The organism is uncultured Campylobacter sp. (assembly GCF_905372745.1).
Lineage (GTDB): Bacteria > Campylobacterota > Campylobacteria > Campylobacterales > Campylobacteraceae > Campylobacter_A.
On record NZ_CAJPQR010000002.1, the window covers coordinates 1 to 25,952 of the forward strand.

Sequence of the window (25,952 nt, forward strand, 5' to 3'; positions counted from 1 at the left end):
CAACCCCACTGCACGTGAGATGTGGCGACACTGCTTTGCTTACGCAAAGCGTCGCAAATTTTAAATTTGAGTTTTCAAGATACGGGTCTCGGCGGGTAAAATTTAAAGCCAAATTTGCGAATTTAACCGAATTTGACTCCAACTTTGAGCCTAAAGAGTTAAGGTGAAGTATTTTTTCTTTAAACGAGGCGGAAATAAGCCGAGCGAGGGCGCGTATACTAAATACGTAACCGAGCTTCGGCGAAATTTCCAACGACGTATAAAGGAAAAAGACAAGCCGTTATTTTTTAGAATACTGCGCGTCGAGATACGGTATCAAATACCCATACCCCTCCTTCTCCATCTCCTCCTTTGGCACAAATCTCAGCGCAGCGCCGTTTATGCAGTATCTTAGCCCTCCTTTGTCGCTCGGACCGTCGTCAAATACGTGCCCCAAGTGCGAGTCCGACATCGCGGTTTTGACCTCGGTGCGTACCATGCCGTGCGATAGATCGGACTTTTCGGCGATTAGGCTCGCGTCGATCGGCTTAGTAAAGCTCGGCCAACCGCAGCCCGCGTCAAATTTATCGTACGAGCTAAAAAGCGGCTGACCGTTGGTGATATCGACGTAGATGCCGATACGCTCCTCAGCATTTAGCTCGCTACTGTGTGGGCGCTCGGTCGCGGCGTGCTTTACGACGTCGTATGAGATGGCGCTTAGTTCATTTTTTAGCGCCGCGTCGTCTTTGTTTTTGTAGTTTTGCAAATTTTGCTTCATATCGCGCTTTTTGTCGCTTAAAATTTCGCCTTTTTTAGGCAGGCTCTCAAAGGTCACGTGGCAGTAGCCGTGCGGGTTTTTGTCCAGATAGTCCTGGTGATACTCCTCGGCTTTGTAGATATTTTCTAGCGGCGCGACCTCCGTTACGATGGGCGCTTTGTAGTTTTTTTGTTGTTCGGCGATAAAGGCTCTGATCGCCGCCTCGTCCGCCGCATCGGTGTAATAGATGCCCGTACGGTACTGCGTGCCGCGGTCGCCGCCTTGCTTGTTTAGGCTGGTGGGATCGATGGTGTTAAAGTAAAATTTGAGCAAATGCGGCAGGTCGATCACATACTCGTCGTATTCGACCCAGACGGCCTCGGCGGCGTTCGTGTCGCCCGTGCAGACCTGCTCGTAGCTAGGGTTTGGCACCTTTGAGTTCGCGTAGCCCGTGTAGGTGCTAACCACGCCGGGGAGCTGCTTGAGATAGGCCTCCGTGCCCCAAAAGCACCCGCCCGCCAGCACGATCGTTTTGTTCGCGGCCGTAGACTCTTTCGTATTATGATTCATCTGTTCTCCTTGTAAATTTAAAAATATACCTAAAAATAGCGCCAAAGCGCCGACTATTCCAACTGTTTTTAACGTTTTGCCAAGCATTTTCGCTCCTTGTGGCTTAAATTTTTGATTAAATTTGATTCAGGCAAATTTGACTTCAAATTTGACGGTTTTAAATTTTACACACCGAGACCCGCGCCTTTAAACTTCAAAATTTGTCATCAGGCGTTAGATTTTCAAATTCTTTTTTTGGGAGGCGGAAGGGGACTTTACTTTGCCTGCGGCTCGTAACTGCAAGCAGAACTACTTACTGTCTGCTTGCAGTTACGAGCGAAGCGACGCAAAAACCCAACCATCCCCACTGCACGTGAGATGTTGCTGCACCTGGTGTAGGTTAATTTTAGCGCTGTTGCGTAGCGACTCTAAATTTACATTTTCAAGGTGCGGGTCTTTGCAACTCAAAATTTGTAAATTTAGCTTCAAATTTAAACGTAAAGCGATAATGCAAAGTATCGCAAGGCGAATTTAAAGTCGTGCAGAAATTTAACCAAGGCTAGGCTGGAGCCCGTTGCTGATTTAAATTTCCTCTGCTTGAAGCTACGAGTACGACAAAAATCTCTTTCAAAAGCGCTCGTCTGCAATTCGCAAACGCAGCAAAAACCCTTAAACCAAATTTGACAAAATTATAACGCCCCACTCTAAATTTAGCGTGAATTTAAATCATTCCTCCCGCGATTTACCGACGGATGTGTAAAACTATCAATAACGCAAAAATGCATATTTCATCTGCGCCTTTTACATAAATTTGCCGTAAATTTAAGCCGATTTTTCGCTAGGCTTGTCAAAAGATATTTTAAAATCTTTTAAATTTAGGCAAAATTAAGAGTTTTGCGCCTCTTCCTCGGCTTTGGCTCGGCTTCTTTGTCTTTGAGCGGCTTGTTTTTGGATGTTAGCTTTATAAATTTTAAATACGTGATCTTCTAAAACAACCACTTGAAACGTACCCTCAAAAACCTTGATATCGCGCGTTTTGCCGATCACTCTAACTTCGCGTTTAGCGCTATCGTTAAACTGAGCCCTAGCATCAAATTCCACGTTTTCGCCGATCTTGGTTGGGGCGAAAAAATGTATCTTAGCCCCTATCACGACGCTGAAGGTTTCGTTTACCGCAGCCATCGCCGCATAGCTAGCCGCCGAAAAAACAAAACCGCTGTGAATAAGCCCTTCGGCGTCAGACGCCATCTCTTCGCTAGCAAAAAAATTCGTTTTTGCTTGATTTGAACCCAGTTCGGTCACGGTGCCGCTTAAGCTGGTTTTTATATTCGGCGAGGTTTTTAGCTCGTTGCGGAAAGGGTTTTCATCCTCCGGCAGTATAGTATCCTCGCTGCCGCCGTCTTTGTATATATTTTCGTCCATTTTTTACCTTTATACGCTTAGTTTTAGATAGACCCGTTTTGGCGCGGGATAGCCCTCGACCGTGCGCGTAGGGTCTACGGGATCTAGAAAATCGCCCAAGCTCTGACCCAAGATCCACTCCGTTTTTCGTTGCTCGTGCGCGTCCGTCGGCTTTGTGGCTAAAATTTGCACGTCTTTAAAATTCGCCCTCTCGCACCAGTTTAAAAGCGCGCCAACGGTCGGCACGAAGTAGATATTCGGTATCTTTGAGTATGTATTTTTAGGGCTCAAGGCAAAATCGCCCTGCATATCAAGATACATCGTGTCCAAAAATAGCTCGCCGCCCGCATTTAGCGCGCCTTTTAGCTCTTTTAGCGTACGCACCGGATCGCTTCTGTGATAGAGCACGCCAAGACAAAATAGCGCGTCAAATTTGACGCCGTAGTGGGGCAGATGCTCGACGCCTAGTAGCTCGTACTCTATACCAGATCGCGCGAACGCATCGATAAATTTAAACTGCAAAAAGCTCATCATGCCGGGATCAAAGCCGATTAGTTTTTTGGGGCGCTGGGGCAACATACGAAAGAGATAGTAGCCGTTGTTGCAGCCGATATCGCCCACGACCTTGTCTGCTAGATCCATGTGCGGCGCGAGTAGGTTAAATTTAACAAAACTCCTCCACTCGCTATCTATCAAGATATCGTCTATCTTAAACGGCCCCTTGCGCCACGAGCGTAAATTTAGCGCCGTTTGCAGAGTCTCTTCGCGCTCTATAGGGGTTAAATTTGCGCTTATCTCGACTATATCGTCAAATTTGAGCTCAAATTCGCGATCCTTAAATTTAGCAGCCAGCTCCTCTATCTCCCGCATCAAAGGCGCGTAGGTTTTGCCCGCCAGCTCCCTAGCCTTCGCCACTCTAGCCGCTTCTAAGCTCATCACTCCGTCCAGTCGATGATGTTTTTAGGGCACTCTTTGTGATAGACACCCGTCGCGTCGTAGTACTCCTTGCACTCGTTGTAGTACTTCGTCGTCACGCCGCGGTCGTTTAAAAACACACAACCGCCCAGCATAGCCGCCAGAGCCGAAAAAAATAAAATTTGCGCTAGAGTTTTCATTTGAAAAATTTAGAGTACTTTTTCTTCATGTATTCGACGACTTCGAGCACCTCGTCCACGCCCTCGGCATCACTGTTTTCCAGCGCATCGTCGATGCACTCGATGTAGGTCTCTGCCGCGTCCTCGAGCCTATCTTTTTTCACGCCGGCATAATAAAGCATCGCCTCCAGCATCATCGAAAGCTCGTAGCTTAGCTCGTCTACGGTAGGTTCTATTTCTTTCATTTTCTATCCTTGTAAAATCGTTTTTTTAGTTATTAGGTCGGTTATCTGCGCCTTTACGTTTTCATAGCTAAAGCTATCCTTAAAGCCCGCAAAAAGCCCGCCGCTAGCGTTCACGTGTCCGCCGCCGCCGACTAAATTTTTAGCCATCTGGCTTACGTCCGCCTTGCCGTTAGCGCGAAAGCTCAGAGTCTTTTTGCTCGTAACGTCGATGAAAAAATCAATATCTGGGTTAGCAACTAAAAAGTCGTTGCCGATAACCGAGGTGTTGCCGATATTGTAGGTCAAAATGCCGTTAAGATCGTTATATTTTATACTAAATTTCTCTTTTTCCTCGCTTAGTTTTTTTACGACGAATGCTGAGATCAGATTGCTTAACGTATCGTTTTTATCCTCTCTAAAAAAGTCCTTTTTAAACCCGAAAATCGCCTCGTCAAGCCCGACATAATCGTCTCCCGCGTCAAAAAACTCCCGCGCACGCTCGATAAGATAAAAAAGATAGCGAGAGTTTTCTGCCTCAAACATCGTTTTATTTATCTCTTTTGCGTTTGCGACGAGTCCGAGCCCGACCTTGCCCATTTCAAAATTTACGTCGTCTTTTAGCCAGATATCGACCGCATTTACGACGTCGCTAAAGTGATTTAGGCTAGCATCGACCCCGTAAATTTTAGCGAAAAAATCATGCGTGATCTTAGTCGCGCACCTTGAATTATCTAAAAAATACCAGCTAAATTTGCTCGCGCACTCGGCTCCGCTTTGGTGATGATCTAGGAGCAAAATTTTAGCGTTTTTATTTGCGAGCGCCTTTTCGTAGGCTTCGCACTGCTCCACGGTCAAATTTAGATCCGTTATCAGGATGAGCGCTTTTTCATCGCATTTAGCCGCTTCGGCCTCGCCGCGATTTTCGGACGCATTTTGCGAGCTCTCGTTTTGCTCGCCGCTTAAATTTGACTCCGCCGGGGCTGCGTTTTTATCAGAAATTTGAGCCAAAATTTGATCAAATTTCTCGTCAATCTCCTTGCCGTAGTTTGAGTTATAAAATTTAACGTTTTTAAAATAGTGATTCGTTATTACCTGTGCGCCGTATCCGTCCAGATCGGTGTGCGAGAGGTGATGGATGGTCATTTTATTCCTTACAAATTTGATATTTCTATCGTGCCTAACGTCTCAAACGGCGTATTTGCCGCGACTTCGGCAAAGCTAAGCACCGTGATATCTATGGCGAAATTTGCACAGATATCAGCGATAAATTTACGCAAGCTAGGCTCCACGCAAAGTATCATCGAGCCGTACTCCGAGATCGGCCGCTTCGCCCTCGCCTCACGCAGAGCCTGCACGATCGCCGAGGTCTGCGAGACGTTTATCATCAGGTGATACGCGCCGTCTTTATACTGCACGGCGTCGATCAGCTTTTGCTGCGCGGCGGGCTCCATCACGTAAAAATTTAACCGCCCACCCTCATCGACGTAAAGCGAAGTGATAGCGCGAGCAAGCGCGGTGCGGACGTGTTCGACGATCATATCGAGGTTCTTACTAACCTCGGCGATGTCGCTTAACGCCTCAAGGATACTTAGCATGTCTTTTATCGGGATATGGTCTTTTAGCAGCGCTTTTAGCACTTTTTGGATCACTCCGATAGGCGCGATACGTAGCGTATCCTCGACGATGACCGGGTATTCAGATTTTAGCTTATCCAGCAAATTTTGCGTCTCTTGGCGGGTTAGGAGCTCGGCGGCGTTTTGTTTTATCAGCTCGCTCATGTGCGTAGAGATGACGCTCGCGGGATCTACGATCGTGTAGCCGCTTAGTATCGCGTCCTCCTTCACGCTCGCATCGATCCATAAAGCATCAAGGCCAAACGCCGGCTCTTTAGTCGGGATACCTTCGATGTTGTCGCTAACTAGCCCGCTATCCATCGCGAGGAATTTATCCGCGTAAATTTCGCCCTGCCCGATCACGACGCCTTTTAGCTTAAAGCGGTATTCGTTGGGCGGTAGTTGGAGGTTGTCGCGAATGCGGATCTTTGGCATCAAAAAACCAAGCTGTGCCGCGATATTTCGGCGCATCGCTCGTATGCGCTCGATGAGATCTGTTTCGGCGATCTTTAGCAGGCCGTATCCTAGATCGAGTTCTAAAATTTCAAGCTTTAAGATATCGTTTATCTTAGCTTCCTCTTCGCGAGCGATCTCTTCTTCGCTTTTTTTAGGGGGTTTTGGTGCAGTCTGCCCTTCTTCTTCGACTTGGGTAGAGCTTACGCTTTGGGCCTTGGCGGTCAAATTTATCTTGCCCTCTTTTACCTCTTTCATTATATAACCCATGCTTAAAAATAGAAGCGAGATAAATCCGAGAGATAGCGTCGGAAGCCCCGGAACCAGGGCAAATATAAATAGTATAAAGCCGACTATTAAAAGCGTTTTGTATTCGCCCAGCAGCTGCGTTAGCGAGCCCTCGGCGAAATTTTCATCGTCCTTGCTAGCGCGCGTGATAATGATCGCCGTGGCCGTCGAAGTGATGAGGCCAGGTATCTGGCTCACTAGACCGTCGCCGATCGTTAGGATCGTGTAGTTTTGCGCCGAAGTAGCCATATCTAGGCCGTACTGAAACGAGCCGATGAGAAAGCCGCCGACGATGTTTATGATCGTGATGATGATGCCAGCAACCGCATCGCCTTTAATAAATTTAGACGAACCGTCCATCGCACCGTAAAAATTCGCCTCGCCGATGATGGCTTCACGGCGCTCTCTAGCGGTCTTTTCGTCGATCAGACCCGCGTTTAGGTCGGCATCTATCGCCATTTGCTTACCAGGCATCGCATCAAGCGTAAATCTCGCCTGCACCTCGCTCACGCGCGTCGAACCTTTGGTGACGACCATGAAATTTATAAGCACCAGGATCGTAAAAACTATCACGCCGATGACGTAGTTGCCGCCTACGACGAACTGCCCGAAGCTTGAGATTATCTCGCTCACGGCATCGGGACCGTTGTGTCCTTCGCTCAAAATCATACGCGTGGTGGCTATGTTTAGCGAGAGTCTAAAAAGCGTGATAATGAGAATAAGCGTCGGAAACGTGCTAAGGTCGGTAGGCTTTGGTACGTAAACGGCGATAAGGATGATAAGCACCGAAATAGAGATGGAAAGCGCAAGAAAAAAGTCCAAAACCGCGCTAGGAAGCGGCACTATGATGATCGCTAGGATGGCGATTATAACGCCGACGATCGTGAGCCCCCTAAACCTTACGATAGGCTCTAAAAACGGTGCGACCAGGGTTAGGATATTGCGCTTTTGTTTTGCCAAAATTTACTTCTTGATTATATTTGCTAACGTAATTGTATCTAAAAAATCGTCGATTTTAGACTGAAGCGCGCTAAACATCGGCCAAATTTGACACATTCCGCCCTTGCTGGAGGCGCAACTATCGGCCGAGATAGAGCACTCAAATACCGCCATTTTACGCTTTTCTGCGCTTTCGATTATTCTTTTTATACTGATTTCTTCGGGCTTTTGCGCGAGCATAAATCCGCCGTTTGCACCCTTAAACGAAACCAAAATGCCCTCTCTAGCCAAATTTTGCAAAATTTTAGCCAAAAAGCTTTTTGATATATCAAGCTCGCCCGACATCGTATCAACGTCCGAGGGAGCGTCTTTTTGCGCTATGTAAATCAGCGAAAGCAGTGCGTATTCGCTGGCTTTTGTCAAAAGCATAAATTCCCCTTAAATTTTTTGCGGATATTTTATTAAATTTTATCTGCAAATTTGATTAAATCAATATTTTTTAAAGCAGGCGCCGCATTTTTTGATTTTTATGATATAATCGCCTTTTTTAATCTCACCAATCAGGAGGTCATTATGGCTTTGGATTCGGCTAAAAAAGCAGAAATTGTTGCGAAATTCGCTAGAAAAGAAAAAGATACCGGTTCTCCGGAAGTTCAAATCGCATTGCTAACCGCAAGAGTCGAGGAACTAACCGAGCACCTAAAAATCTACAAAAAAGATCACTCGTCTCGCCTCGGACTACTTAAAATAGTCGGTCGCAGAAAACGCTTGATGAAATATCTAAAAGCTAAAGATTACGCAGCTTACACAAAAGTTATCGCTGAGCTAAATCTCAGAGATAAATAATCCCAGGCCCCAAATTCGGGGCTTTTCTTTCAAATTTTACTTTTTTACTCATTTTTAAATTTAACACGTCAAGTTTTAGATTCCTAAAATTTATCAAAAAACCAAATTTACCATTCTCTTACATTAAATATATTTAAATTTTCCCGCATACCGCTCATTTCACCCAAATTTTATCTTTCTAACATTGAGCTTATTACGCTAAAGTTATCTAAATAATTTTTTTTAACTCTACCCCTTGACAATTATCCGCTCAATGTTGTATAATGCGCCTAGCAATTTAAAGGAGAGAGTGCTAATATGATAAAGATGAGCAAGCGAGATCTGATACTTGATTCTATCATTCAAGCTTATCTTAGCGACAACGCTCCGATCGGCTCTAGCGAGCTTGGTTCGCGTATGGCGATGTCGATCCCAGCCTCTACGATTAGGGTTTATTTTAAAAAGCTCTCCGACGAGGGTGCGATTACCCAGTTTCACGTTAGCGGCGGCAGGATACCGACGGCTGCGACGATGAGAGATTATTGGCGAGCTAGATTAAATTTCGATGAGACGCTAAATATCGCAAATCCTAGCCTACTAAAGTTGCTAAGCGATAAATTTGAAATTTACGCGATGGTTTTTGAAAGCAAAACCCAAACGCTAAACGAGGTTTTAAATTTAAACAATAGATTTTTGATTTTGAGCTTTAGTGAGGACGAGATAGCACTCAAATTTAACTCGAAAGTCGAAAAATTTTTGAGCAATCTCATCGGCATAGATCTGGGCAGACTCGAGCTTACCTGTATGCAGGTGGGCCTAAACGAGCTAAGAAATAAGATAGCCGAGCTAAAGCGCACTAAAATTCGCTTTTTAGAAAACGAAAAGATAGCGCTTGAGATTTTCGGAGAGAGCTTTAAAAACGCGCTAAGCCCTAGCTTTGAGATTTTTTTTGACTCAAATTTAGTCTTTTTCGGCGAAAATTATCTAGGTATGAAGCTAGACGTAAATTTTGAGGGCAAAGAGGCTAAAATGCTTTGCGCGGGCAGTATTTACAACGACTATGAAAGATTTTTAAACAACTTAAAGGAGGCGGCATGAACGAGAATGAAAATGTAGAGCTTGAGCAGCAAATCCCGTCAAATTTCGACGAGAGTATCAGCTTTGAGGGCCTAGACGCGAAGTACGTAGAGCTTCAAAAGCAGCTTGAGGAGCTAACGGATAAGTATTATAGAGCTAACGCGGACTTTGAAAACATCAAAAAGCGTTTTGAAAAGGAAAAAGCAGACATCGCGACATATGCGAACGAGAAATTCGCGCGAGATCTGCTTCCAGTGATAGACGCGCTTGAGATGGCGGTAAATTTTGAAACCGAAGGTGACGAATATGCGGCAAAAATCAAAGAGGGAATTTATATAACGATAGATCAGTTTAAAAAGTGTTTTGAAAAAAACGGTATCACACCGATCGAAACCGAGGGCGAATTTGATCCGAATTTCCACAATGCCGTACTGCAAATCGATAGCGAGGACGTGGAAAAAGGAAAAATTGTGCAAGTGATACAAAAAGGTTATCTAATCAACGGCAGAGTTTTACGACCTGCGATGGTGTCGATAGCGAAGTAAGATTTGAAAGAAAAATTTAATAAAAAGGAAAAACAATGGCAAAAGTAATAGGTATAGACCTAGGAACGACGAATTCATGCGTGAGCGTGTATGAGCGAGGCGAAAGCAAGGTAATCCCGAATAAAGAGGGCAAAAACACGACTCCTTCGGTCGTGGCTTTCACAGATAAGGGCGAAATTTTAGTAGGCGACAGCGCGAAACGCCAAGCCGTCACAAACCCTGAAAAAACCATCTACTCTATCAAGAGAATAATGGGCCTAATGAGCAACGAGAAAAACGCGCAGGAGGCTAAAGCTAGACTGCCGTACCACGTCGTAGATAGAAACGGCGCGTGCGCTATCGAGATCGCGGGCAAGGTCTACACTCCGCAAGAAATCTCCGCAAAAGTGCTCATAAAACTAAAAGAGGATGCTGAAAGCTATCTGGGCGAAACGGTCGTAGACGCCGTCATCACCGTGCCTGCGTACTTTAACGATAGCCAAAGAAAAGCGACTAAAGAAGCGGGCACCATCGCCGGACTAAACGTGCTTCGTATCATAAACGAACCTACCGCGGCGGCTCTAGCCTACGGCCTAGATAAAAAAGAGTCCGAAAAGATCATGGTTTACGACCTAGGCGGCGGTACGTTCGACGTTACCGTACTAGAAACCGGCGATAACGTGGTCGAGGTTCTAGCTACCGGCGGTAACGCGTTTCTAGGCGGCGATGATTTCGATAACCGCCTAATCGACTGGCTAACGAGCGAATTTAAAAGCGACTCGGGCATCGATCTAAAAACCGACGTGATGGCTATGCAGCGCCTAAAAGAGGCGGCCGAAACGGCCAAAAAAGAGCTAAGCTCGGCTCAAGAAACGACGATAAATTTACCGTTTATCACCGCCGACGCTACTGGTCCTAAACACCTCACAAAGACGCTAACTAGGGCTAAATTTGAAGGCATGATCGAGGATCTAGTCGCGCAAACGATTACCAAGATAAACGAGGTCGTAAAAGACGCCGGACTTGACAAAAAAGATATAAAAGAAATCGTCATGGTGGGCGGCTCGACGCGCGTGCCTTTAGTTCAAGAAGAGGTCAAAAAAGCGTTTGGCAAAGAGCTAAATAAAAGCGTAAATCCGGACGAAGTCGTAGCTATCGGCGCGGCGATCCAAGGCGCCGTCATCAAAGGCGACGTGAAGGACGTATTGCTCCTAGACGTCACTCCGCTAAGCCTAGGTATCGAAACTCTAGGCGGCGTGATGACGAAAATCATCGAAAAAGGCACGACTATCCCGGTTAAGAAAAATCAGGTATTTTCAACCGCCGAGGACAACCAAAGCGCGGTCACGATCCACGTATTGCAAGGCGAGCGCGAATTTGCCCGCGACAACAAGTCTTTGGGTCAGTTTAACCTAGAGGGCATCCCTGCCGCTCCTCGCGGCGTACCGCAGATCGAAGTAGAGTTTGACATCGATGCCAACGGTATCCTAACGGTCTCAGCTAAAGATAAGGCTACAGGCAAAGCTCAAAATATCACGATCTCAGGCTCAAGCGGCCTAAGCGAGGACGAGATCAACAACATGGTCAAAGACGCCGAGCTACACAAAGAGGACGACAAAAAACGCAAAGACGCGGTAGAGGCGCGCAACCAAGCCGACGCGCTCGCGCACCAAACGCAAAAGAGCCTTGATGAGCTAGGCGAAAAGATCCCTGCCGAGGACAAAGAGCGTATCCAAAAGGCGCTTGACGAGCTAAAAGAGACGCTAAAAGACGAAAACGCAAGCAAAGAGCAGATCGACGCGAAGGTCAAAACTCTAAGCGAAGCTAGCCACAAACTGGCCGAAGCGATGTATAAAAAAGACGGCGCCGCGGGCGAGCAAGCAAACGGCGGCAAGAAAAAAGACGACGACGTCATCGACGCCGAAGTCGAGTAAAATTTAGCCCTTGTTTTAGCAAGGGCTTCAAACGAAAATTTAAGGTTTTAGCGTTTTACGCACCATTAAATTTACCCCGCCCGTTAAATTTTACGGGCGGATTTTATAAATTTCTTTCAAATTTTATGCAATCCTAAATTTACAAATCTATTCAAATTTGACCCCGCAAAGATTTATTGCAAATTTGCCGCCTCGCCGATAAATTTAAATTTAATCCTCTTCCGCGTAATCCTTAATCAAAATCATCCCTTTAAACGACCGATTTAAATATAATCAAACAAAAAAGGTCCTAAATGTATCTATTTTTCCTGATCGTTCATATTTTGAGCGCCGTCGCCTTTGTCGGTTACGTATTTTTCGACGTTTGCATATTTCCGTTTGCAAAAAAGCACATAGACGAATATACCCTCGCTCGCGTCAAAAAAGCCTACACCAAAGGCAGCGCGAAGGTGTTCGGTACGGCGTTTTTGATGTTAATTATCAGCGGTATTTTTATGGCAAAGGAATATCTAGGCGGTGAAAATGGATGGTTTGGTAGCTCGTTTCAGATCTTGCTAATGGCAAAAATCGGCGTGCTAGGACTGATGTGCCTAGTTACGGCGATATCGCTCTTTTTCGTTTATAAGCTCAAAAAGCCCGATCCCTTCGGTAAATACTCGCACGTCATCGCCCTTGTTTTGTGCGTCACAATGATAATCCTAGCAAAGCTAATGTGGAGGGTTTAGGTAAATTTAACGCAGAAGGTAGCTCGCTCCGATAAATTTAATGCAGTAAGTTTTTTTGATCGCAAAGCATGGATGCATATTAAACGCGAAAGTGAAATTTGATAGATTGATTTAAGGCGCGATCAAATCGCAACTTAGAATAAAATAAAAGCGCTTTAGCCGCCAATAATCATAGTGGCCAAAGCTGCATTTAGTTAATTTATCCCAGAAGTCTGCCAAACTGCGCTTGCAAGCTTGCCGCGTTGTGCGCTTGTGCTAGGACGGCGGCATTTGCTTGTAAATCATTTTGCTTAAACGAGCTTACGTTTTTGGCGATATCGTTATTTTGCAGCCGGGACTCGCTTTGCTTTAGCGCGACGTTTTTCGCCAGGCTTGCATTTATACCGGAGAGTATGCCGTTTTGCGCCGCGCCTATCTCGCCGCGCAAAGCATTTACGCCGCCGATAAATTTATGCACGCTATTTATATCGCCCACGTCGATGCCGCCGAATTTAGGCGCAGATAAATTTACGCCCTCCATACCGTTGCCGGTTAGAAAACTCATCTGTCCGCCAAACACATTTTTACCGTTAAAGCTAGCCTGATCTACGCTATCTTGCATTGATTTAGTTAGCGCACCGACTTCGCTTTTTATCATCTTTTGCTGGTCGGCATTTAGGATACCGCTGCTATAGCGCACCGAGAGCTCGCCGATGCGGTCGGCGCTTTGCGTGATATTTGCTAGCGTGGAGTCTGCGATCTGTAGGATGCCAATAGCGTCGTTTGCGTTTGCGACGCCCTGCTCTAGCGTGGAGCTTTGAGAGCGCAGGGAGTCCGCGATAGCTAGATTTGCGCTGTCGATACCGCTTAGAGCGCGCTGTGCGGAGATGTTATTTAGGGCTTTTGCATTGTTAGCTTGAGCTTGTTCGAGATAGTGGCTACTCATGCTTGCATTAGTCGAAAAATTTCCTAGTTTCATATTCGCTCCTTAGATTTTGTCCGATTATAGCGAAAATTTGATTAAAAATTTATCATTATATGAATGTAAAAATTTAAGCCCGAATTAGACGCCTAAATTTATCAAGCAAATAGCAAAATTACGCCTATTTACCGGGCGTCGCGCATAAATTTATGCCCGTCTTTTTGCCAGGTAACGCTATGATGCCGTTTAGACGCTCTCGTGAGATATTACGCTTACTTAAAAAGCGCGAAAAAAACTCAAAAATGACGCCGAATTTAAGCAGCGTTCTTGCAAACGGCTGTTTAAAAACCGCCTAAATTTATGCGATATCGAAAATTTACTTAACTTTTATCTAAATTTTGGTTCGCTCTTGATAACTCATCGCAAAACTTGACGCAAAACAAGACAAAATATATCTTAATAAACTATAATTCCGAATTATTTTTAAAAGGAGAAAATATGAAAACGCTTATTATCTTAGCGCATCCTGATATCGCAGGCTCTCGCGTAAATCGTCGCTGGAAGGAAGAAATCCTAAAACACGCCGATAAATTCGAGCTCCACGAGCTTTACTCGCTTTATCCCGACTTTAAAATCGATGTGGCCAAGGAACAAAAACTACTCGAAACTCATGATAAAATCGTGCTTCAATATCCGCTATATTGGTCAAATTTCCCGCCGCTTTTAAAAAAGTGGTTTGACGACGTGTTCGCCTACGGTTGGGCTTACGGCACGGGAGGCACCAAGCTAAATGGCAAGCTATTTTCGCTAGCTATCTCGGCGGGCGCGAAAGAGGATATGTATTCCAAAGACGGTATCGAGGGCTTTAGCCTGCAAGAGGTATTGTCGCCGTTTAAAGCTACTCTAAATTTCGTCGGTGCAAAGCCTATGGCAGATTTCGCCTCGTACGGCTTTTTACTGGGCGCTAGCGACGAAGACGTCGAAAATAGCGCAAAAGAGTACATAGACTTTTTACTTAAACTTTGATTTTGCGGGCGGAGATTTATCTGCTTAAATTTCCGTTGTTTGTCACTTTACCCAAGCGGCTTTGCCGCCGAATTTTACTTTGCCAAGGACTTTTTCATGATTTTTAGCCCCTTGGCACGCTTTATAGCCCTAAGCGCAAAGCCCGCAATAACTACCAAAAGCGCAAATGCGGCGACTCGATAGGTCTCGCCGCTTTCGTAATAAGTAACCGCCTCAAAAACGAGCTCGCCTCGCGCCGGCACGAGCCGCTCTTCTTTTATCATCTTACGGATGTCCGCGCCGCTTATGTTTTGCCCGCTCGGATCATACGGCCGCATCAAGGCCTTTATGGCGGCAACGTCTGCGATCTCGTAAACGCTAGCGCTAATCCCCTGCTGCGTCCCAAGCGCGTCAAAATAGTAAATTTTATCGCCGTTTGCATAAACCGCGCCGTATACGCCGTTGCGCACAAGGCCTATTTTGCGCCACTGCTCGCTAGTTTCAAGCCTAAAAAGCTCAGTATGGCGCGAGCTTAACCGCCTGCCGCTTTTGCCGCGGCTCCAAATTTCGCGGCTCTGCATGAAATAAGTCTGGGCGCCGCTAACAAAAACGCTACCAGCAAGCGGCGAAATTTCACCCGTAAACGGATCCGCCGCCACGCGTTTTAGCTCGCCGTTTTTGCCGTCATTTTTACTCTCCCAAAAATAAATTCCGTCCTTGCCGCGAAAAAGCAGGTGATAGGCATGCGCGCCAAAGACGCCAAACGGTAGCGAATAAGGCGCAAATTCGGGCGCAAACTCATTCCCGTCCGCATTGACTACGCCGCTAACGGGCTCTAAAAGATAGCGCACACCGCCAAAATACGCAGCCTCGTGCAGCTCAGGGGTAAATTTAACCGCGAGTCGCGAGCTTTTAAAATAGACGTTTCGCCCGTCCGTGACGTAAAAATCGCTAGTTCGCCCGCGCGCATCCCTCACGTATCTTAGCCCGTCCGAGTCCGCGCCCTCTAACTCCTCGCCCTCGAAATATACTTTTTTGTCACCTTTATCGCCGCCGATTTGCGCTCCGACTTGGACGCCTTTTTTATCGTCCGCGTCGCTATTTTCGCTAAATTTACCGCCTTGGCTCGCGCTTCCCGCCGCAAAGCCAAAACCCAAAACCTCGGTCAAATTTACGCCTAAAACGCGCTTTATTTTATAAATATAGCTTTGCGGTTTATCAGCGCCCAGTAGCGCGTACGCCGCGGTTTGAACCGCCTCGGCAAAAGCTCCTAGCTCGTAGTTTCTCTCGCCTACGTCGCTGCAAAAATAACTAACCCGGCTGTCCGTGAAATATCCGTTGCCAATCGCCCTAGCGCGCGTGGGATCAAGCCCGCTCATGACTAGATTGCCGCAGTAGACGGCACTTTCGTCAGCTCCGACGTTTCGCCCGCGATAACCGCCTGACGCAAGAACCCTAAATTTATCCGCCCGCGCGCCTTTTAGCTCAAATTTGCCTCCGCTTGGGATTAGCGCGTAAATTTTACCCTGCGGCGTCGCGTAAAATTCGCTGTCGCCCATCTGAGTAAATTCACCCTCCTCCTCGTAGCTAGCGATATAAACCGTAAAAAATACCGTAAAAAGTACGGTAAAAAGCGCAACCGCGCAAGCAGCGGGGGAGTTTTTTATTTTCATAAATCGCCTAAATTTAAACTAAATTTTTATGATTATATTATGATTTTGTTTAAGAGTTTAAATTTGACGCAAAAATCCGCAAAAGCACTGCAGATTTTTGCATTACGGTTACGCCGATTCGTAGGAAATTTCACTAATTTAAAAATGCCGATTAACAGCGTTTGCTTGGCTTGCGGTGCGATTTTGTCTATCGCTAAAAGATAAATTGCTTAAAATCCTCCGCCAAAATGCGCTCAAACTACAGCGGCAAACCCTATCGTTTTGAGAATTTATACGCCGCGACTCCATGCAAAAGCGCAGACGTTATTTACTTTAAAACGGCAAACTCCACATAGCCTTCCATGGCTATAAGCATTATCCAAGCGGCATCCGGGCTGTAAAAATAGTGATGTTCGGGGATATTTTCTAGCATAAATTTTAAAAAATCGTAAAAATACTCGGGTGCAAATTTGACTTCGGCATTGGTCAGATTGTCGCCGACGTAGCTTATATCCGCGCTTAAAATTTTACTTTGGATGTTTGGATTTGAACTTATAAAACCCTTAATATCGGTAAAATTTTTGTAATCGGCCGTTTTGTAGTCTTTTAAATTTTGCAAAACCGGCTTTGAGCCGATAAAACTAAAATTTTGCCCTATAAACTCCGCTCCGCCGTCATTCGCGCACCACTCGTCACCCAAAGCGGACAAAAAAGCAAGCATCTCGTCATCGGCCCAGCTAAAATTTTCAAAATCCATTTTTACCCCGTAAAGTCGTTGTAAATTTAAATTGCGCCGCTGCACATTTTTATAAACTGCGCTGATTTAGCTCAAATTTCGCACCCCAAACTCGCGGCAAAGAGTTTTGAGCAAATTTAAATGTTTTTTATCAAATTTCATCCTAAGATAGGACGCAAAGTCCATCGACGGGCGAAATTTGTAAAATCATTTAAAAGTGCCAAAAAATCAAGCCGCTATTTCAAAGCCTCGAGCCTAACCGCGACCGAACGCTTATGCGCCCCCAGCCCCTCGGCATCGGCTAGCTTCATGCACGCATTTGCTAGCTCGCTTATGCCTTTTGCGTTTAGCGAGATGAGCGAAGTACGCTTCATAAAATTTTCAACCCCTAGCGGCGAATAAAATCTAGCGCTACCGCCCGTGGGCAGCGTATGATTGGGCCCGGCTAGATAGTCGCCCATCGCTTCAGGCGTGAAGTGCCCGATAAATATCGCTCCAGCGTGCCTGATCTGCCTAGCTAGCTCCATCGCGTCATTTGTGGCGATCTCTAGGTGCTCGGGCGCTAGCTCGTTAGCCAGCCTCACGCACTCATCAAGGTCGCTAGCTACGATGATAGCGCCCTTTTTATCGATACTAACCTGCGCGATCGGCTGCCTGGCTAGAGTCTTGATCTCCTCGTTGATATGCCTTTGCACCGCCGCGCCGAAGGCTTGATTTGGCGTGATGAGCACGGCGCTAGCCATCTCGTCATGCTCGGCCTGCGAGAGTAGATCCACGGCGATATGGCGAGGGTCGGCGCTCTCGTCGGCGATAACGCAGATCTCGCTAGGGCCCGCGATCATATCGATATTTACTTCGCCGTAGACGAGCTTTTTAGCCGTAGCGACGTATATGTTGCCGGGACCCGTGATGACGTCGGTTTTTTTGATCGTTTGCGTGCCGTAGGCCATCGCCGCTACCGCCGACGCACCGCCGACTTTATAGGCTTCCTTTATACCGCAAACGTGCATGGCGGCTAGCAGTAGCGCGTTTACCTTGCCTCCGACGGCAGGCGTGCAGACTACTATCTCGCCAACGCCCGCGACCAGAGCCGGCACGGCGTTCATGAGAAGCGAGCTAGGATAGGCGGCCTTGCCTCCGGGGATATATAGTCCGGCGCGGTCTAGCGGAGTGTATTTAGCACCTAGCAAAACGCCGTGCTCGTCGTGCTCCATCCAGGTTTTAGGCAGACTTTTTTCGTGGTAGCTTTTGATGCGCTCAAAGGCTAAATTTAGCGCGTTTCGCAGGCAGCTATCTATGCCGTCGTATGCCTTTTGCATCTCGTCGGTGCCGATTTTTAGGGTATTTACGTCGGGTTTCCAGCGGTCAAATTTCTCTATCTGCTCAAAGAGCGCCTCGTCGCCTCTAGCGCGCACATCCTCAAGTATCTGCGAAACGGCGGGCATAACTGCGCTCATATCGCCGTTTGAGCGGTTTACCAAAGCCGCGAAATAGTCCTTAAAATTTTCATTGCTAGTGAGTAAAAACTTCATCTCGTCTCCTTAAATTTTCTTTCGTATCTTAGTTTTTGACTGATATTTCCGAGCGCGCCGCCTTGGTGGATGTATAAAATCTCGTTTTTAAACGCGCCAAGGTTTGCCATCGTCGTTAAAAAGCCGACCGGATCGTAAATAAGCTCAAATTCTATCCCCGTTTGCTCGCATACTTCGCGCCAAATTTGATAAAGCTCGGGCTTTAGATCACCGAAATGATATTTCTTAGGCGGCTGTAAAATACGAGCCTTCGAGTTTGGCGTAAGCGCTTCGATCTCGCTTTTTAGGTAGTCCGCGTCGCCCACGCAAGGACAGGTATAGACGTCAAATTTAACGTGCTTAGCCAAAAACGCCGCCGACGTGCCGGTACCTGAGGGCAAAAATATATCCACGATTTTACCCTCCGCATCCGCCCAGCGCTCTATCTGCCTAGCCTGCGAGATAAAGCCCGCCTCTGCCTGCGGTTGCCAAACGCCCTCGTTTATAAAAAGCGAATCGCCGATGAAGCAATCCTGCGCGGCGGGTAAATTTGAGCTTTTGTGGCTTATGTATTCGCTCAAATTTACGCCCGCGAACTCCGTTTGTTCGTCAAATTTGCTCAAATTTAACCCGCCGGCGTTTTTTAAATTTAACCCGCTCTCGCTGCGATTGTCCGTCAAATTTGCAGTCTCAACGCCGCAAATCTCGCTCTCTTTTACCCCGGCAAGCTCATAAGCTAAAGCCCTAGCTCGCGCCCGTCTATCTTTATCTACATATATTTTCATCCCGTTTTCAAGGGCGAATTTAAAATTTCCGATCGGATTTGCCGCCAAATTTGAGTTTAAATTTGAAACGACGTAGTGAAACTCAAGGCCCTTTATCTTTGCAAAAACGCTTAAGCTATACATCGCGTTTGACTGGCTTGAGCCGTAGCTAACGACGCGCTTTACGCCGCCTAGACCGACATGCAAGAAATACTCCAGCTTTCTAGCTTTATTGCCGTTAAATTCGCCGTCCATCAGATCGTCGCGAAGTACGTAAAACTCGAGTCCGTTAAATTTAGTCTTTTGAATACTTTTGATTTTGCCGCTCCAAGAGATCTTGCATCTCTTTTATCGACTCTTTATCCGAGATCGAAAATTTGATCTCGATGCGCCTTGAGGCATCGGGGTCTTCTTTGCCGTTTTTCATCACCAGATCGCTAAAACTACGCCCGCTAGCGATGAGATAGCGCTCTAGGCGCTTGTCTTTGTTCCACGAGTAGATAAAATCTAACACCGAATACGCGCGCTTTTGCGACAGATCAAGGTTGTACATGTAGCTACCTACGGAGTTCGTATGTCCCTCGATCACGATTCTGTCGATGTGTTTTGCGATCTCTTCGTTATTTAAAATCGCTTCGAAATAAGTCTGCAAAATTTCTTTTAGGCGCGCTTTTGCTTCGTCTCTTAGCTCGTATGAACCCGTGTCAAAAAGTATAGACTCAGGCAGCGATACGACGCCCGTGCTAGGATCTATACTCACCTTATTTCCGAGCTTGGTGCGTAAATTTGATATGACGTTTGAGCGAAGCGAGCTGATGTCTCTTATCTTGTCTTTTGTTTTGTTAAAATCCTCTTCCAGCGCGATAAATTTTGATATTTCATCGCCGTATTTTGCGTTTAGTTCATTTAGTGCCTCGTCTTTTTGCGCTAAAATTTGCCCAAGCTGCACCACTCTATCTTGCAAATCAGTGATAGTCTTGTTTGCATCGTTTAGATTTATTTCGTAGGTTTGGGTTAGATTCGTGAGTTCGTTTTTCTCTTTTTTAACGCCTTCAAGCATCTCGTTTACGAGCCTATTTATATCGGCAAGCTCTTTATTTTCGCTCTTTGCGCGGTCCAAATTTGAAAAAATTTCTTTTATGACGTTTTCTTTACGGACGAGCTCGCTTTGTGATGAGGCGATTTGCTTTTCACGCTCGCTTAAGTCTTTTTGTAGTTTTGCCAGATCGCTTTGGCTAAGGACGTATTTTACGACGACGGCGCCGATGATAAGCATAAAAACAAACATCAGCCCAGCCATCAGGTCCGCATACGATATCCAAAAGGTCTGGTCGTCGCTTTTGCCCTCGTTACGCGTTTTCATCTAGCATACTCGCCTTTTCGATGGTTTGCAAGATCTCGTTTGCCTCTTTATCAAGCTCGTCTATGTCTTGTTTTAGCCCTTCAATAAGCGCGCTATTATCGTCGTAAGCTACGATAGCTTCGTCGTCAAAGGCCTTTTTAAACGCCTGCACTCCATCGATCAAGCTCTCTTTAAAGCCGTCCATAGCTAGTTTTTGTTTTTCTAAGATTTCGCTGCTAAATTTAGAAAGAGACTCGCTAAAATTTCTAACATTATGCTCTAGTTCGCCCACGCTCTTTTCAAGCCTTGCGATACGCTCGCCGCCCACGTCGTATAACCTGTTGTACTGCTCGGCAAATTTTAACTGCATATCTTTGATGTTGCCGTTAAATTTGTTGATAACGTTTAAGATTTCGGCATGAACCTTGATGAGGTCTTTTTGATCTTTTGAGGATCTTAGCAGCGTATTCATCGTCTCTTTGATGTGTCCGCCGCTTAGTTTAACGGCTTCTTCCTCATTTTTTAAGATATTTGTAAAAGTTTTAAATTTAGCCTCGATAGTTTTGTCGAGTTCCTCGAAAAACTCGGCGTTACTAACGTGCTCAAATATCACTCCGATCTTCTCGAAGTGTCTTAAATTCTCTTGCAAATATCTTCTATCAAGCTCTTCTTTAGTCCAGAAAAAGCCGCTCGTAGCATTTTTTTGCCTTCGTACCAGCGTTTCAAATTTACTCGTTCCGTATTTTTCAAAAAATATCCACCAAAGCGCCAGAAAGATACCGTAGATAGAGACGTAAAATGCAGTCGCTACGCCGCTAAGAAGGGTTGAAATTTCAGTTTCGAGTTCAGTTGTATTTGAGGAGTTAAACTCCGGCATAGAAACAGCGATACTGATAAACGTTCCTAAGATGCCTAGCATCGGGAAGATACCGGCACCCACGGAAGCAAAATTTTCATTACGCAAATTTCTGGTGTAATAAGTGACAAATTCATCAAATCCGGCGTTTGATTTCGTATCTTTACCGATAACCAAAAGGTGTTTGATGATGTATTCTTTTAAATTTCGCTTAAAATCAGCCCCGCTTTGCTCGAAATAGCAACAAGCAAGCTCGGCGCTATTTTTAGCAAAGATTAGCGAAATCACCCAGATAATACCCATCATAACGACTGTATGTAGGCCGATTTGAAAATCTATATACCCAAAATATCCAAGAAGCGCCGCCAGATATATCGCCGTCGGCAAAAATATAATTTTCGCATACACGAAAAACGACTGCCTGCCCTTTACTTCAGGCAGCGTCAAATCGGTAAAACTATCGTTCTTTGCTTCTTTCTTGGGTTCCATCGTAAGCCTTAATTTCTATTTAAGCAGTTTAAGTCCTCAAACGCCGTTAGTAGGCGCTTTACCATCGACTCCTCGCCGGCGCGCAAAAATTTACGCGGATCGTAGTATTTTTTGTTAGGCTTATCTTCGCCTTCGGGGTTGCCGATCTGACCTTGCAAATAAGCGCGATTTTTCGCCTCGTAGCCGCGTACGCCGTCCCAAAACGCCCACTGCGTATCCGTGTCGATATTCATCTTTACCACGCCGTAGCTAACGGCGTCTTTGATATCCTTTAGCTCGCTACCGCTACCGCCGTGAAATACGAAATTTACGGGTTTATCGGTTAGTGTTTGAAATTTATCCGCAACGTATGCTTGCGAGTTTTTCAAAATTTCCGGTCGAAGCACAACGTTGCCAGGCTTATACACGCCGTGGACGTTACCGAAGCTTGCCGCTATGCTAAATCTATCGCTGATTTTACTTAGCCTCTCGTATGCCCGCGCGACGTCTTCCGGTTGTGTATATAAAAGCGCATTATCAACACCCGTGTTATCCACGCCGTCCTCTTCGCCGCCGGTTACGCCAAGCTCGATTTCTAGGCTGGTGCCAAGCTCGCTAAGCTCTTTTAGATACTTCTCGCAAGTGCTTAAATTTTCCTCCAAGCTCTCCTCGCTAAGATCAAGCATATGCGAACTAAAAAGCGGCACGCCGTGAGCTTTTTTGTATTCGCGGCTAAATTTAACCAGCTCGTCGATCCAAGGCAGTAGCTTTCTAGCTGCGTGATCGGTGTGTAGGATCACGGGCACGCCGTAAGCCTTAGCTAGCAGGTGCACGTGCTGCGCGCCCGCTACCGCACCTAGTACGTCGGCATTTCCGCAAGCTTTGCCGGCGTAAAAGCCGGCTCCGCCATTACTAAACTGGATAATAACGGGTGAGTTAGCCGTTTTTGCCGCCTCTAAAACGGCATTTACCGAGTTGCTTCCGACCACGTTTACCGCAGGCAAGGCAAAACCCTGCTCTTTTGCGTATTTATACAGCCTAGTTACGTCATCGCCGCTTAAAACGCCGGCTTTTACTACGTCTAAAACACCCATTTTACCGACCTTATTTATATTCTACTTTAGCTTTAGCGCGAAGCTCGTCGCCTCTTTTTTTGATATCGTTTCTAAATTTCTCCATCTTTATGCTGCCTTCGATCTGAGGTTTTACCTCGTTTAGACTTACGGTACCGGCAGCCTTGCTATCCTCTTTTAGGATTACGTGGTAGCCGAAATTCGATTTAACAGGTTTTTGAGTTACTTCGCCTTTTTTAAGCGCAAATGCAGCATCCGCAAAAGGTTTTACCATCTGAGATTGACCAAACCAGCCTAGCTCACCGCCATTTACGGCTGAACCTTGGTCTGTAGATTTAGATTTAGCTAGCTCTTCGAATTTTTTAACCAGCGCATCGTCTTTTAGTCCTTTTAGCGCGGCTATTATATCGTTTGCCTCTTTTTCGGTAGCGACTAGGATGTGCTTAGCTCTTACTTGCGCAGGTACGGCAAATTCGGCTTTGTTTTTATTATAAAAGTCGCTAATTTCGCTATCGCTTACTTTTATATTGTCGAAAATTCTCTTCATCCAAAGATCAAGCGCAAGATTGTTTTTTAGCTCTTCAAGAGCGGCTTTGTATTCGTCGGTCTTATCTAGTCCGCTCTTTTTAGCCTCGTCTAGAAGCAGTTTTCTGTTGATTGTTTCGTCGATAACCTTTCTTTGCGTGTCTTTAGGTAGTTGCTCAAGAGTAACGCCAGGCATTGCAGCAAGCGTGAAAGCCACGTCCTTATCGGTTATGCTAGAACCGTTTACGGTGGCGTACTCCGCCGCGTTTAGGCTTAAAGCCGCAGCCAAACTAAGAGATGCGAATAAAATTTTATTCATCTTTGTTCCTTAAATTTAGATTTTTGCGAGGGTAATTATAGCAGGAAAGTCATTAAATATAAGTTATAATTCATCGAAAATTTAAATAAAAACGGCTAAAATCAGCGCTATGAGAACGAAAAAAGATATAAACGCTATCAAAGATTTATTTTTAGAAAATTTTAAAGACGCCGGCAGTGAGCTTAAATTTCGCAACCTCTACGAGCTGCTCGTGTGCGTGATGTTAAGCGCGCAGTGCACCGATAAACGCGTGAATTTGATCACGCCCTCGCTTTTTGAGGCATACCCGGACGTCGCGAGCCTAGCGCATGCAAATCTAGCCAGCGTAAAAGCGCTCATCAGCTCCTGTAGCTTTTTTAACAACAAGGCCCAAAATTTGATCAAAATGGCAAAGAGCGTGATGAGCGAATTTGGCGGCGAGATACCGACAACCGAAAAAGAGCTGATGAGCCTAGCCGGAGTCGGACAAAAGACCGCTCACGTCGTGCTGATCGAGCATTTTGGATCAAATTTGATGGCGGTAGATACGCACGTTTTTCGCGTGGCGCATAGGCTTGGCCTTAGCAGGGGCAAGACGCCCGAAGCAGTCGAGCTTGATCTAACTAAAGCCTTTAAAACCGAGCTAAACACGCTTCATCAAGCAATGGTGCTTTTTGGCCGCTACACCTGTAAGGCGATAAAGCCAAACTGCAAGGAGTGCTTTTTAAACGAGCTGTGCAGCAGTAAGGATAAGAATTTTCCGTAAATTTAAGCCTGTAAACGCGGAACTAAATTTTACGGGTTAAATTTGATGTTTTAAAATAGCGAAGCAAAAGAGCTTTTTAACACCGCCTATCACATAAGACGTTAAGGTAACAACATATCTTTGACACAAAGGCAAGCGTCACACACTTAAAATTTTAATAGAGTCAAATTTGCGTTTTCAGGGTACGGGTCTCGGCGAGGAAAATTTGAAGCCGAATTTACAAATTTGGTAAAAGTTGGCCTCAAATTTGGATTAGAAACGACGAGGCGAAGTATCTTGCGATGAATTTAAATGTTGCGACGAAATTTTCGACCGAAGATAGAACATATAGTTCATCGAGGGAGAAAATTTCTAGCTCATTTAAAGGCGTGCAAGAGACAAGCCTTTCCAAACTACTGAAGCCTGGCAATGATATTTCTTACGACTTCCGCCATCATTTCCACCGACGCTATCTCGCAGTGCTCATTCACCGAGTGAGGCGAGTGGATGTTTGGGCCTATGGAGCAGGCCTGTAACTCGGGCTGTTTTGCGACCAGTACGCCGCACTCAAGGCCTGCGTGCACGGCGGCAAATTTAGCCTGCGGCTTTTGTTTTTGCAGTTCTTCAAGCACGAGATGCGCGAAGTCGCTGACGTGCGGCGCCCAGTTCGCCGAGCGGTCGGTTACTTTAACCTCAAAACCCAGCTCGCTAGCTAGCGTAGCGGTCTCAAAGCCAAGATTTTCGAGCCCCTCTCGCTTCATCGCGCGCGCGAAAAAGTCAAACTCGATCACATCGCCCTTTTGCTTGACGGTCGAGAGATTTATGCTTTCATTCACCATGCCAAGCTGCGTGTCGTAGCTGCGCACGCCCTGGGCGAAGGAGTTAATTAGCGCCAAAATTTTACCGCTATTTACCAGCACGTCCGCTTCGCCCTCGCCCAGGCTCTTTACCCACGCCAGGCCGCGCTGCGCCGGCTCATGCGCGCACAGCGCCTTACACACGGCGTTTGCGGGGATCGAGTTGCTCCTTTCGCCAAAATCTAGGCTGATGAGCTCGCAGCCCTCCTCGGCGAGAAATTTCGCTAGCAGCTTCGTCGCATTTGGGATATTTTTGTGTATCTCGTTGCCAGAGTGTCCGCCGCTAAGCCCGGTGACGCCGATCTCGTAAATTTTACCGCTCTTTTTGACGCTCGCGGCGCCGATTTTCGCGCTTACGTTTATGCCGCCGGCGCATCCCAGCGTCACGCGGTCATCCTCTTCGCTGTCTAAATTTAGCAAATTTGGCGATAAAATTTTTCCCTTAAAGGCGTTTGCGCCCACGAGCCCGACCTCTTCGTCGTTGGTGAATAGGCACTCTAAGTTCGCAAACTCCCGCATCGCGCCCATCATCATCGCCACGCCGATGCCGTCGTCAGCGCCCAGAGTCGAGTTTTTCGCCCTTAGTATGCCGTTCTCTTCGATGAGTTCCAAATTGGGCGCCGCACCCACGCAAACCATGTCGTAGTGGCTTTGCAGGCAAATTTTAGGCTCGCCCTTTACGGCGTGGATGTTGCCCGCCTGATCGACGTTCACGCTAAAGCCCTGAGAGCGCGCAAAATCCGCCAAAAACTCCCTCATCTGCTCCGTTTCGCAGCTACAGTGCGGTATCTCGCACAGCTTTTTAAAATCATTCATAACCTCGTTTTTTTGCATGTT

25 protein-coding genes are annotated in these 25,952 nt (G+C 46.2%); 7 read left to right on the forward strand and 18 right to left on the reverse strand.

Annotated elements, in window-relative coordinates; genetic code table 11:
- Positions 1-280: 280 nt before the first annotated feature.
- From msrA to QZ157_RS00765, 8 genes are all read right to left on the reverse strand, one after another.
- A complete protein-coding gene (gene msrA, locus QZ157_RS00730; protein WP_295140494.1) occupies positions 281-1,393 on the reverse strand; it encodes a peptide-methionine (S)-S-oxide reductase MsrA in 1,113 nt (370 codons plus the stop codon).
- A gap of 777 nt (positions 1,394-2,170) precedes the next feature.
- Complete coding sequence (locus QZ157_RS00735) at positions 2,171-2,707, reverse strand: PaaI family thioesterase (protein ID WP_295140496.1); 537 nt, start codon at positions 2,705-2,707, stop codon at positions 2,171-2,173.
- Positions 2,708-2,716: 9 nt separating this feature from the next.
- A complete protein-coding gene (gene cmoB / locus QZ157_RS00740) occupies positions 2,717-3,622 on the reverse strand; it encodes a tRNA 5-methoxyuridine(34)/uridine 5-oxyacetic acid(34) synthase CmoB (RefSeq protein ID WP_295140499.1) in 906 nt (301 codons plus the stop codon).
- Positions 3,622-3,801, reverse strand: coding sequence for a hypothetical protein (locus QZ157_RS00745; RefSeq protein ID WP_002946522.1), 180 nt, complete (start codon positions 3,799-3,801; stop codon positions 3,622-3,624). Before QZ157_RS00745 ends, cmoB begins: the two co-directional genes overlap by 1 nt.
- Positions 3,798-4,025: a hypothetical protein gene (locus QZ157_RS00750; protein ID WP_295140506.1), complete on the reverse strand. Its 228-nt coding sequence runs from the start codon at positions 4,023-4,025 to the stop codon at positions 3,798-3,800. The genes QZ157_RS00745 and QZ157_RS00750 overlap by 4 nt, the downstream gene beginning before the upstream one ends.
- Before the next feature lie 3 nt (positions 4,026-4,028).
- Positions 4,029-5,147, reverse strand: coding sequence for a 3'-to-5' oligoribonuclease B (locus QZ157_RS00755; RefSeq protein WP_295140509.1), 1,119 nt, complete (start codon positions 5,145-5,147; stop codon positions 4,029-4,031).
- 8 nt (positions 5,148-5,155) lie between these two features.
- Complete coding sequence (gene flhA / locus QZ157_RS00760) at positions 5,156-7,318, reverse strand: flagellar biosynthesis protein FlhA (RefSeq protein ID WP_295140512.1); 2,163 nt, start codon at positions 7,316-7,318, stop codon at positions 5,156-5,158.
- Positions 7,319-7,321: 3 nt separating this feature from the next.
- Positions 7,322-7,726 (reverse strand): Rrf2 family transcriptional regulator, encoded by a 405-nt coding sequence (locus QZ157_RS00765; protein WP_295140515.1) that lies wholly within the window; start codon positions 7,724-7,726, stop codon positions 7,322-7,324.
- A 144-nt stretch (positions 7,727-7,870) separates the two neighbouring features.
- On the opposite strand from QZ157_RS00765, the gene rpsO reads away from it, so the two are divergent.
- From rpsO to QZ157_RS00790, 5 genes are all read left to right on the forward strand, one after another.
- The gene (gene rpsO, locus QZ157_RS00770) at positions 7,871-8,143 is read left to right on the forward strand and encodes a 30S ribosomal protein S15 (RefSeq protein WP_002952011.1); all 273 of its coding nucleotides are present in this window, start codon (positions 7,871-7,873) and stop codon (positions 8,141-8,143) included.
- 297 nt (positions 8,144-8,440) lie between these two features.
- The gene (locus QZ157_RS00775; protein ID WP_295140521.1) at positions 8,441-9,220 is read left to right on the forward strand and encodes an HrcA family transcriptional regulator; all 780 of its coding nucleotides are present in this window, start codon (positions 8,441-8,443) and stop codon (positions 9,218-9,220) included.
- Positions 9,217-9,744, forward strand: coding sequence for a nucleotide exchange factor GrpE (gene grpE, locus QZ157_RS00780; protein WP_295140524.1), 528 nt, complete (start codon positions 9,217-9,219; stop codon positions 9,742-9,744). Before QZ157_RS00775 ends, grpE begins: the two co-directional genes overlap by 4 nt.
- A gap of 35 nt (positions 9,745-9,779) precedes the next feature.
- A complete protein-coding gene (gene dnaK, locus QZ157_RS00785) occupies positions 9,780-11,657 on the forward strand; it encodes a molecular chaperone DnaK (protein ID WP_295140527.1) in 1,878 nt (625 codons plus the stop codon).
- Positions 11,658-11,950: 293 nt separating this feature from the next.
- Positions 11,951-12,382, forward strand: coding sequence for a trehalose-6-phosphate synthase (locus tag QZ157_RS00790; RefSeq protein WP_295140530.1), 432 nt, complete (start codon positions 11,951-11,953; stop codon positions 12,380-12,382).
- A gap of 199 nt (positions 12,383-12,581) precedes the next feature.
- Here the strand turns inward: QZ157_RS00790 and QZ157_RS00795 are convergent, their stop codons facing one another.
- The gene (locus QZ157_RS00795; protein ID WP_295140533.1) at positions 12,582-13,340 is read right to left on the reverse strand and encodes a flagellin; all 759 of its coding nucleotides are present in this window, start codon (positions 13,338-13,340) and stop codon (positions 12,582-12,584) included.
- A gap of 441 nt (positions 13,341-13,781) precedes the next feature.
- Between QZ157_RS00795 and QZ157_RS00800 the strand changes: the two genes are divergently transcribed.
- On the forward strand, positions 13,782-14,309 hold the full coding sequence (locus QZ157_RS00800; protein WP_295140536.1) for an NAD(P)H-dependent oxidoreductase: 528 nt from the start codon (positions 13,782-13,784) through the stop codon (positions 14,307-14,309).
- Between the two features lie 74 nt (positions 14,310-14,383).
- Here QZ157_RS00800 and QZ157_RS00805 read toward each other — a convergent pair whose 3' ends face one another.
- From QZ157_RS00805 to QZ157_RS00840, 8 genes are all read right to left on the reverse strand, one after another.
- A complete protein-coding gene (locus QZ157_RS00805; RefSeq protein ID WP_295140539.1) occupies positions 14,384-15,961 on the reverse strand; it encodes a DKNYY domain-containing protein in 1,578 nt (525 codons plus the stop codon).
- Positions 15,962-16,268: 307 nt separating this feature from the next.
- Positions 16,269-16,697: a hypothetical protein gene (locus QZ157_RS00810; RefSeq protein ID WP_295140541.1), complete on the reverse strand. Its 429-nt coding sequence runs from the start codon at positions 16,695-16,697 to the stop codon at positions 16,269-16,271.
- Between the two features lie 215 nt (positions 16,698-16,912).
- Complete coding sequence (gene hisD, locus QZ157_RS00815) at positions 16,913-18,208, reverse strand: histidinol dehydrogenase (protein WP_295140543.1); 1,296 nt, start codon at positions 18,206-18,208, stop codon at positions 16,913-16,915.
- Positions 18,205-19,206 carry a 1-aminocyclopropane-1-carboxylate deaminase gene (locus QZ157_RS00820; RefSeq protein WP_295140546.1) on the reverse strand — a complete coding sequence of 334 codons (1,002 nt, stop codon included), beginning with the start codon at positions 19,204-19,206 and terminating at the stop codon, positions 18,205-18,207. The genes hisD and QZ157_RS00820 overlap by 4 nt, the downstream gene beginning before the upstream one ends.
- Positions 19,207-19,246: 40 nt before the next feature.
- Positions 19,247-20,314, reverse strand: a complete 1,068-nt coding sequence (locus QZ157_RS00825; protein WP_295140549.1) for an OmpA family protein — start codon at positions 20,312-20,314, stop codon at positions 19,247-19,249.
- Positions 20,301-21,638, reverse strand: coding sequence for a MotA/TolQ/ExbB proton channel family protein (locus QZ157_RS00830; RefSeq protein WP_295140552.1), 1,338 nt, complete (start codon positions 21,636-21,638; stop codon positions 20,301-20,303). Before QZ157_RS00830 ends, QZ157_RS00825 begins: the two co-directional genes overlap by 14 nt.
- An 8-nt stretch (positions 21,639-21,646) precedes the next feature.
- On the reverse strand, positions 21,647-22,711 hold the full coding sequence (gene fbaA / locus QZ157_RS00835; RefSeq protein ID WP_295140555.1) for a class II fructose-bisphosphate aldolase: 1,065 nt from the start codon (positions 22,709-22,711) through the stop codon (positions 21,647-21,649).
- A 10-nt stretch (positions 22,712-22,721) separates the two neighbouring features.
- A complete protein-coding gene (locus QZ157_RS00840) occupies positions 22,722-23,534 on the reverse strand; it encodes a peptidyl-prolyl cis-trans isomerase (RefSeq protein WP_295140558.1) in 813 nt (270 codons plus the stop codon).
- A gap of 109 nt (positions 23,535-23,643) precedes the next feature.
- Here QZ157_RS00840 and nth point away from each other — a divergent pair, with 109 nt between their 5' ends.
- Positions 23,644-24,279 carry an endonuclease III gene (gene nth, locus QZ157_RS00845; protein WP_295140561.1) on the forward strand — a complete coding sequence of 212 codons (636 nt, stop codon included), beginning with the start codon at positions 23,644-23,646 and terminating at the stop codon, positions 24,277-24,279.
- Between the two features lie 392 nt (positions 24,280-24,671).
- On the opposite strand, the gene QZ157_RS00850 is transcribed toward nth, so the two are convergent.
- The gene (locus QZ157_RS00850; RefSeq protein WP_295140564.1) at positions 24,672-25,949 is read right to left on the reverse strand and encodes a M20/M25/M40 family metallo-hydrolase; all 1,278 of its coding nucleotides are present in this window, start codon (positions 25,947-25,949) and stop codon (positions 24,672-24,674) included.
- Between the last annotated feature and the right edge of the window lie 3 nt (positions 25,950-25,952).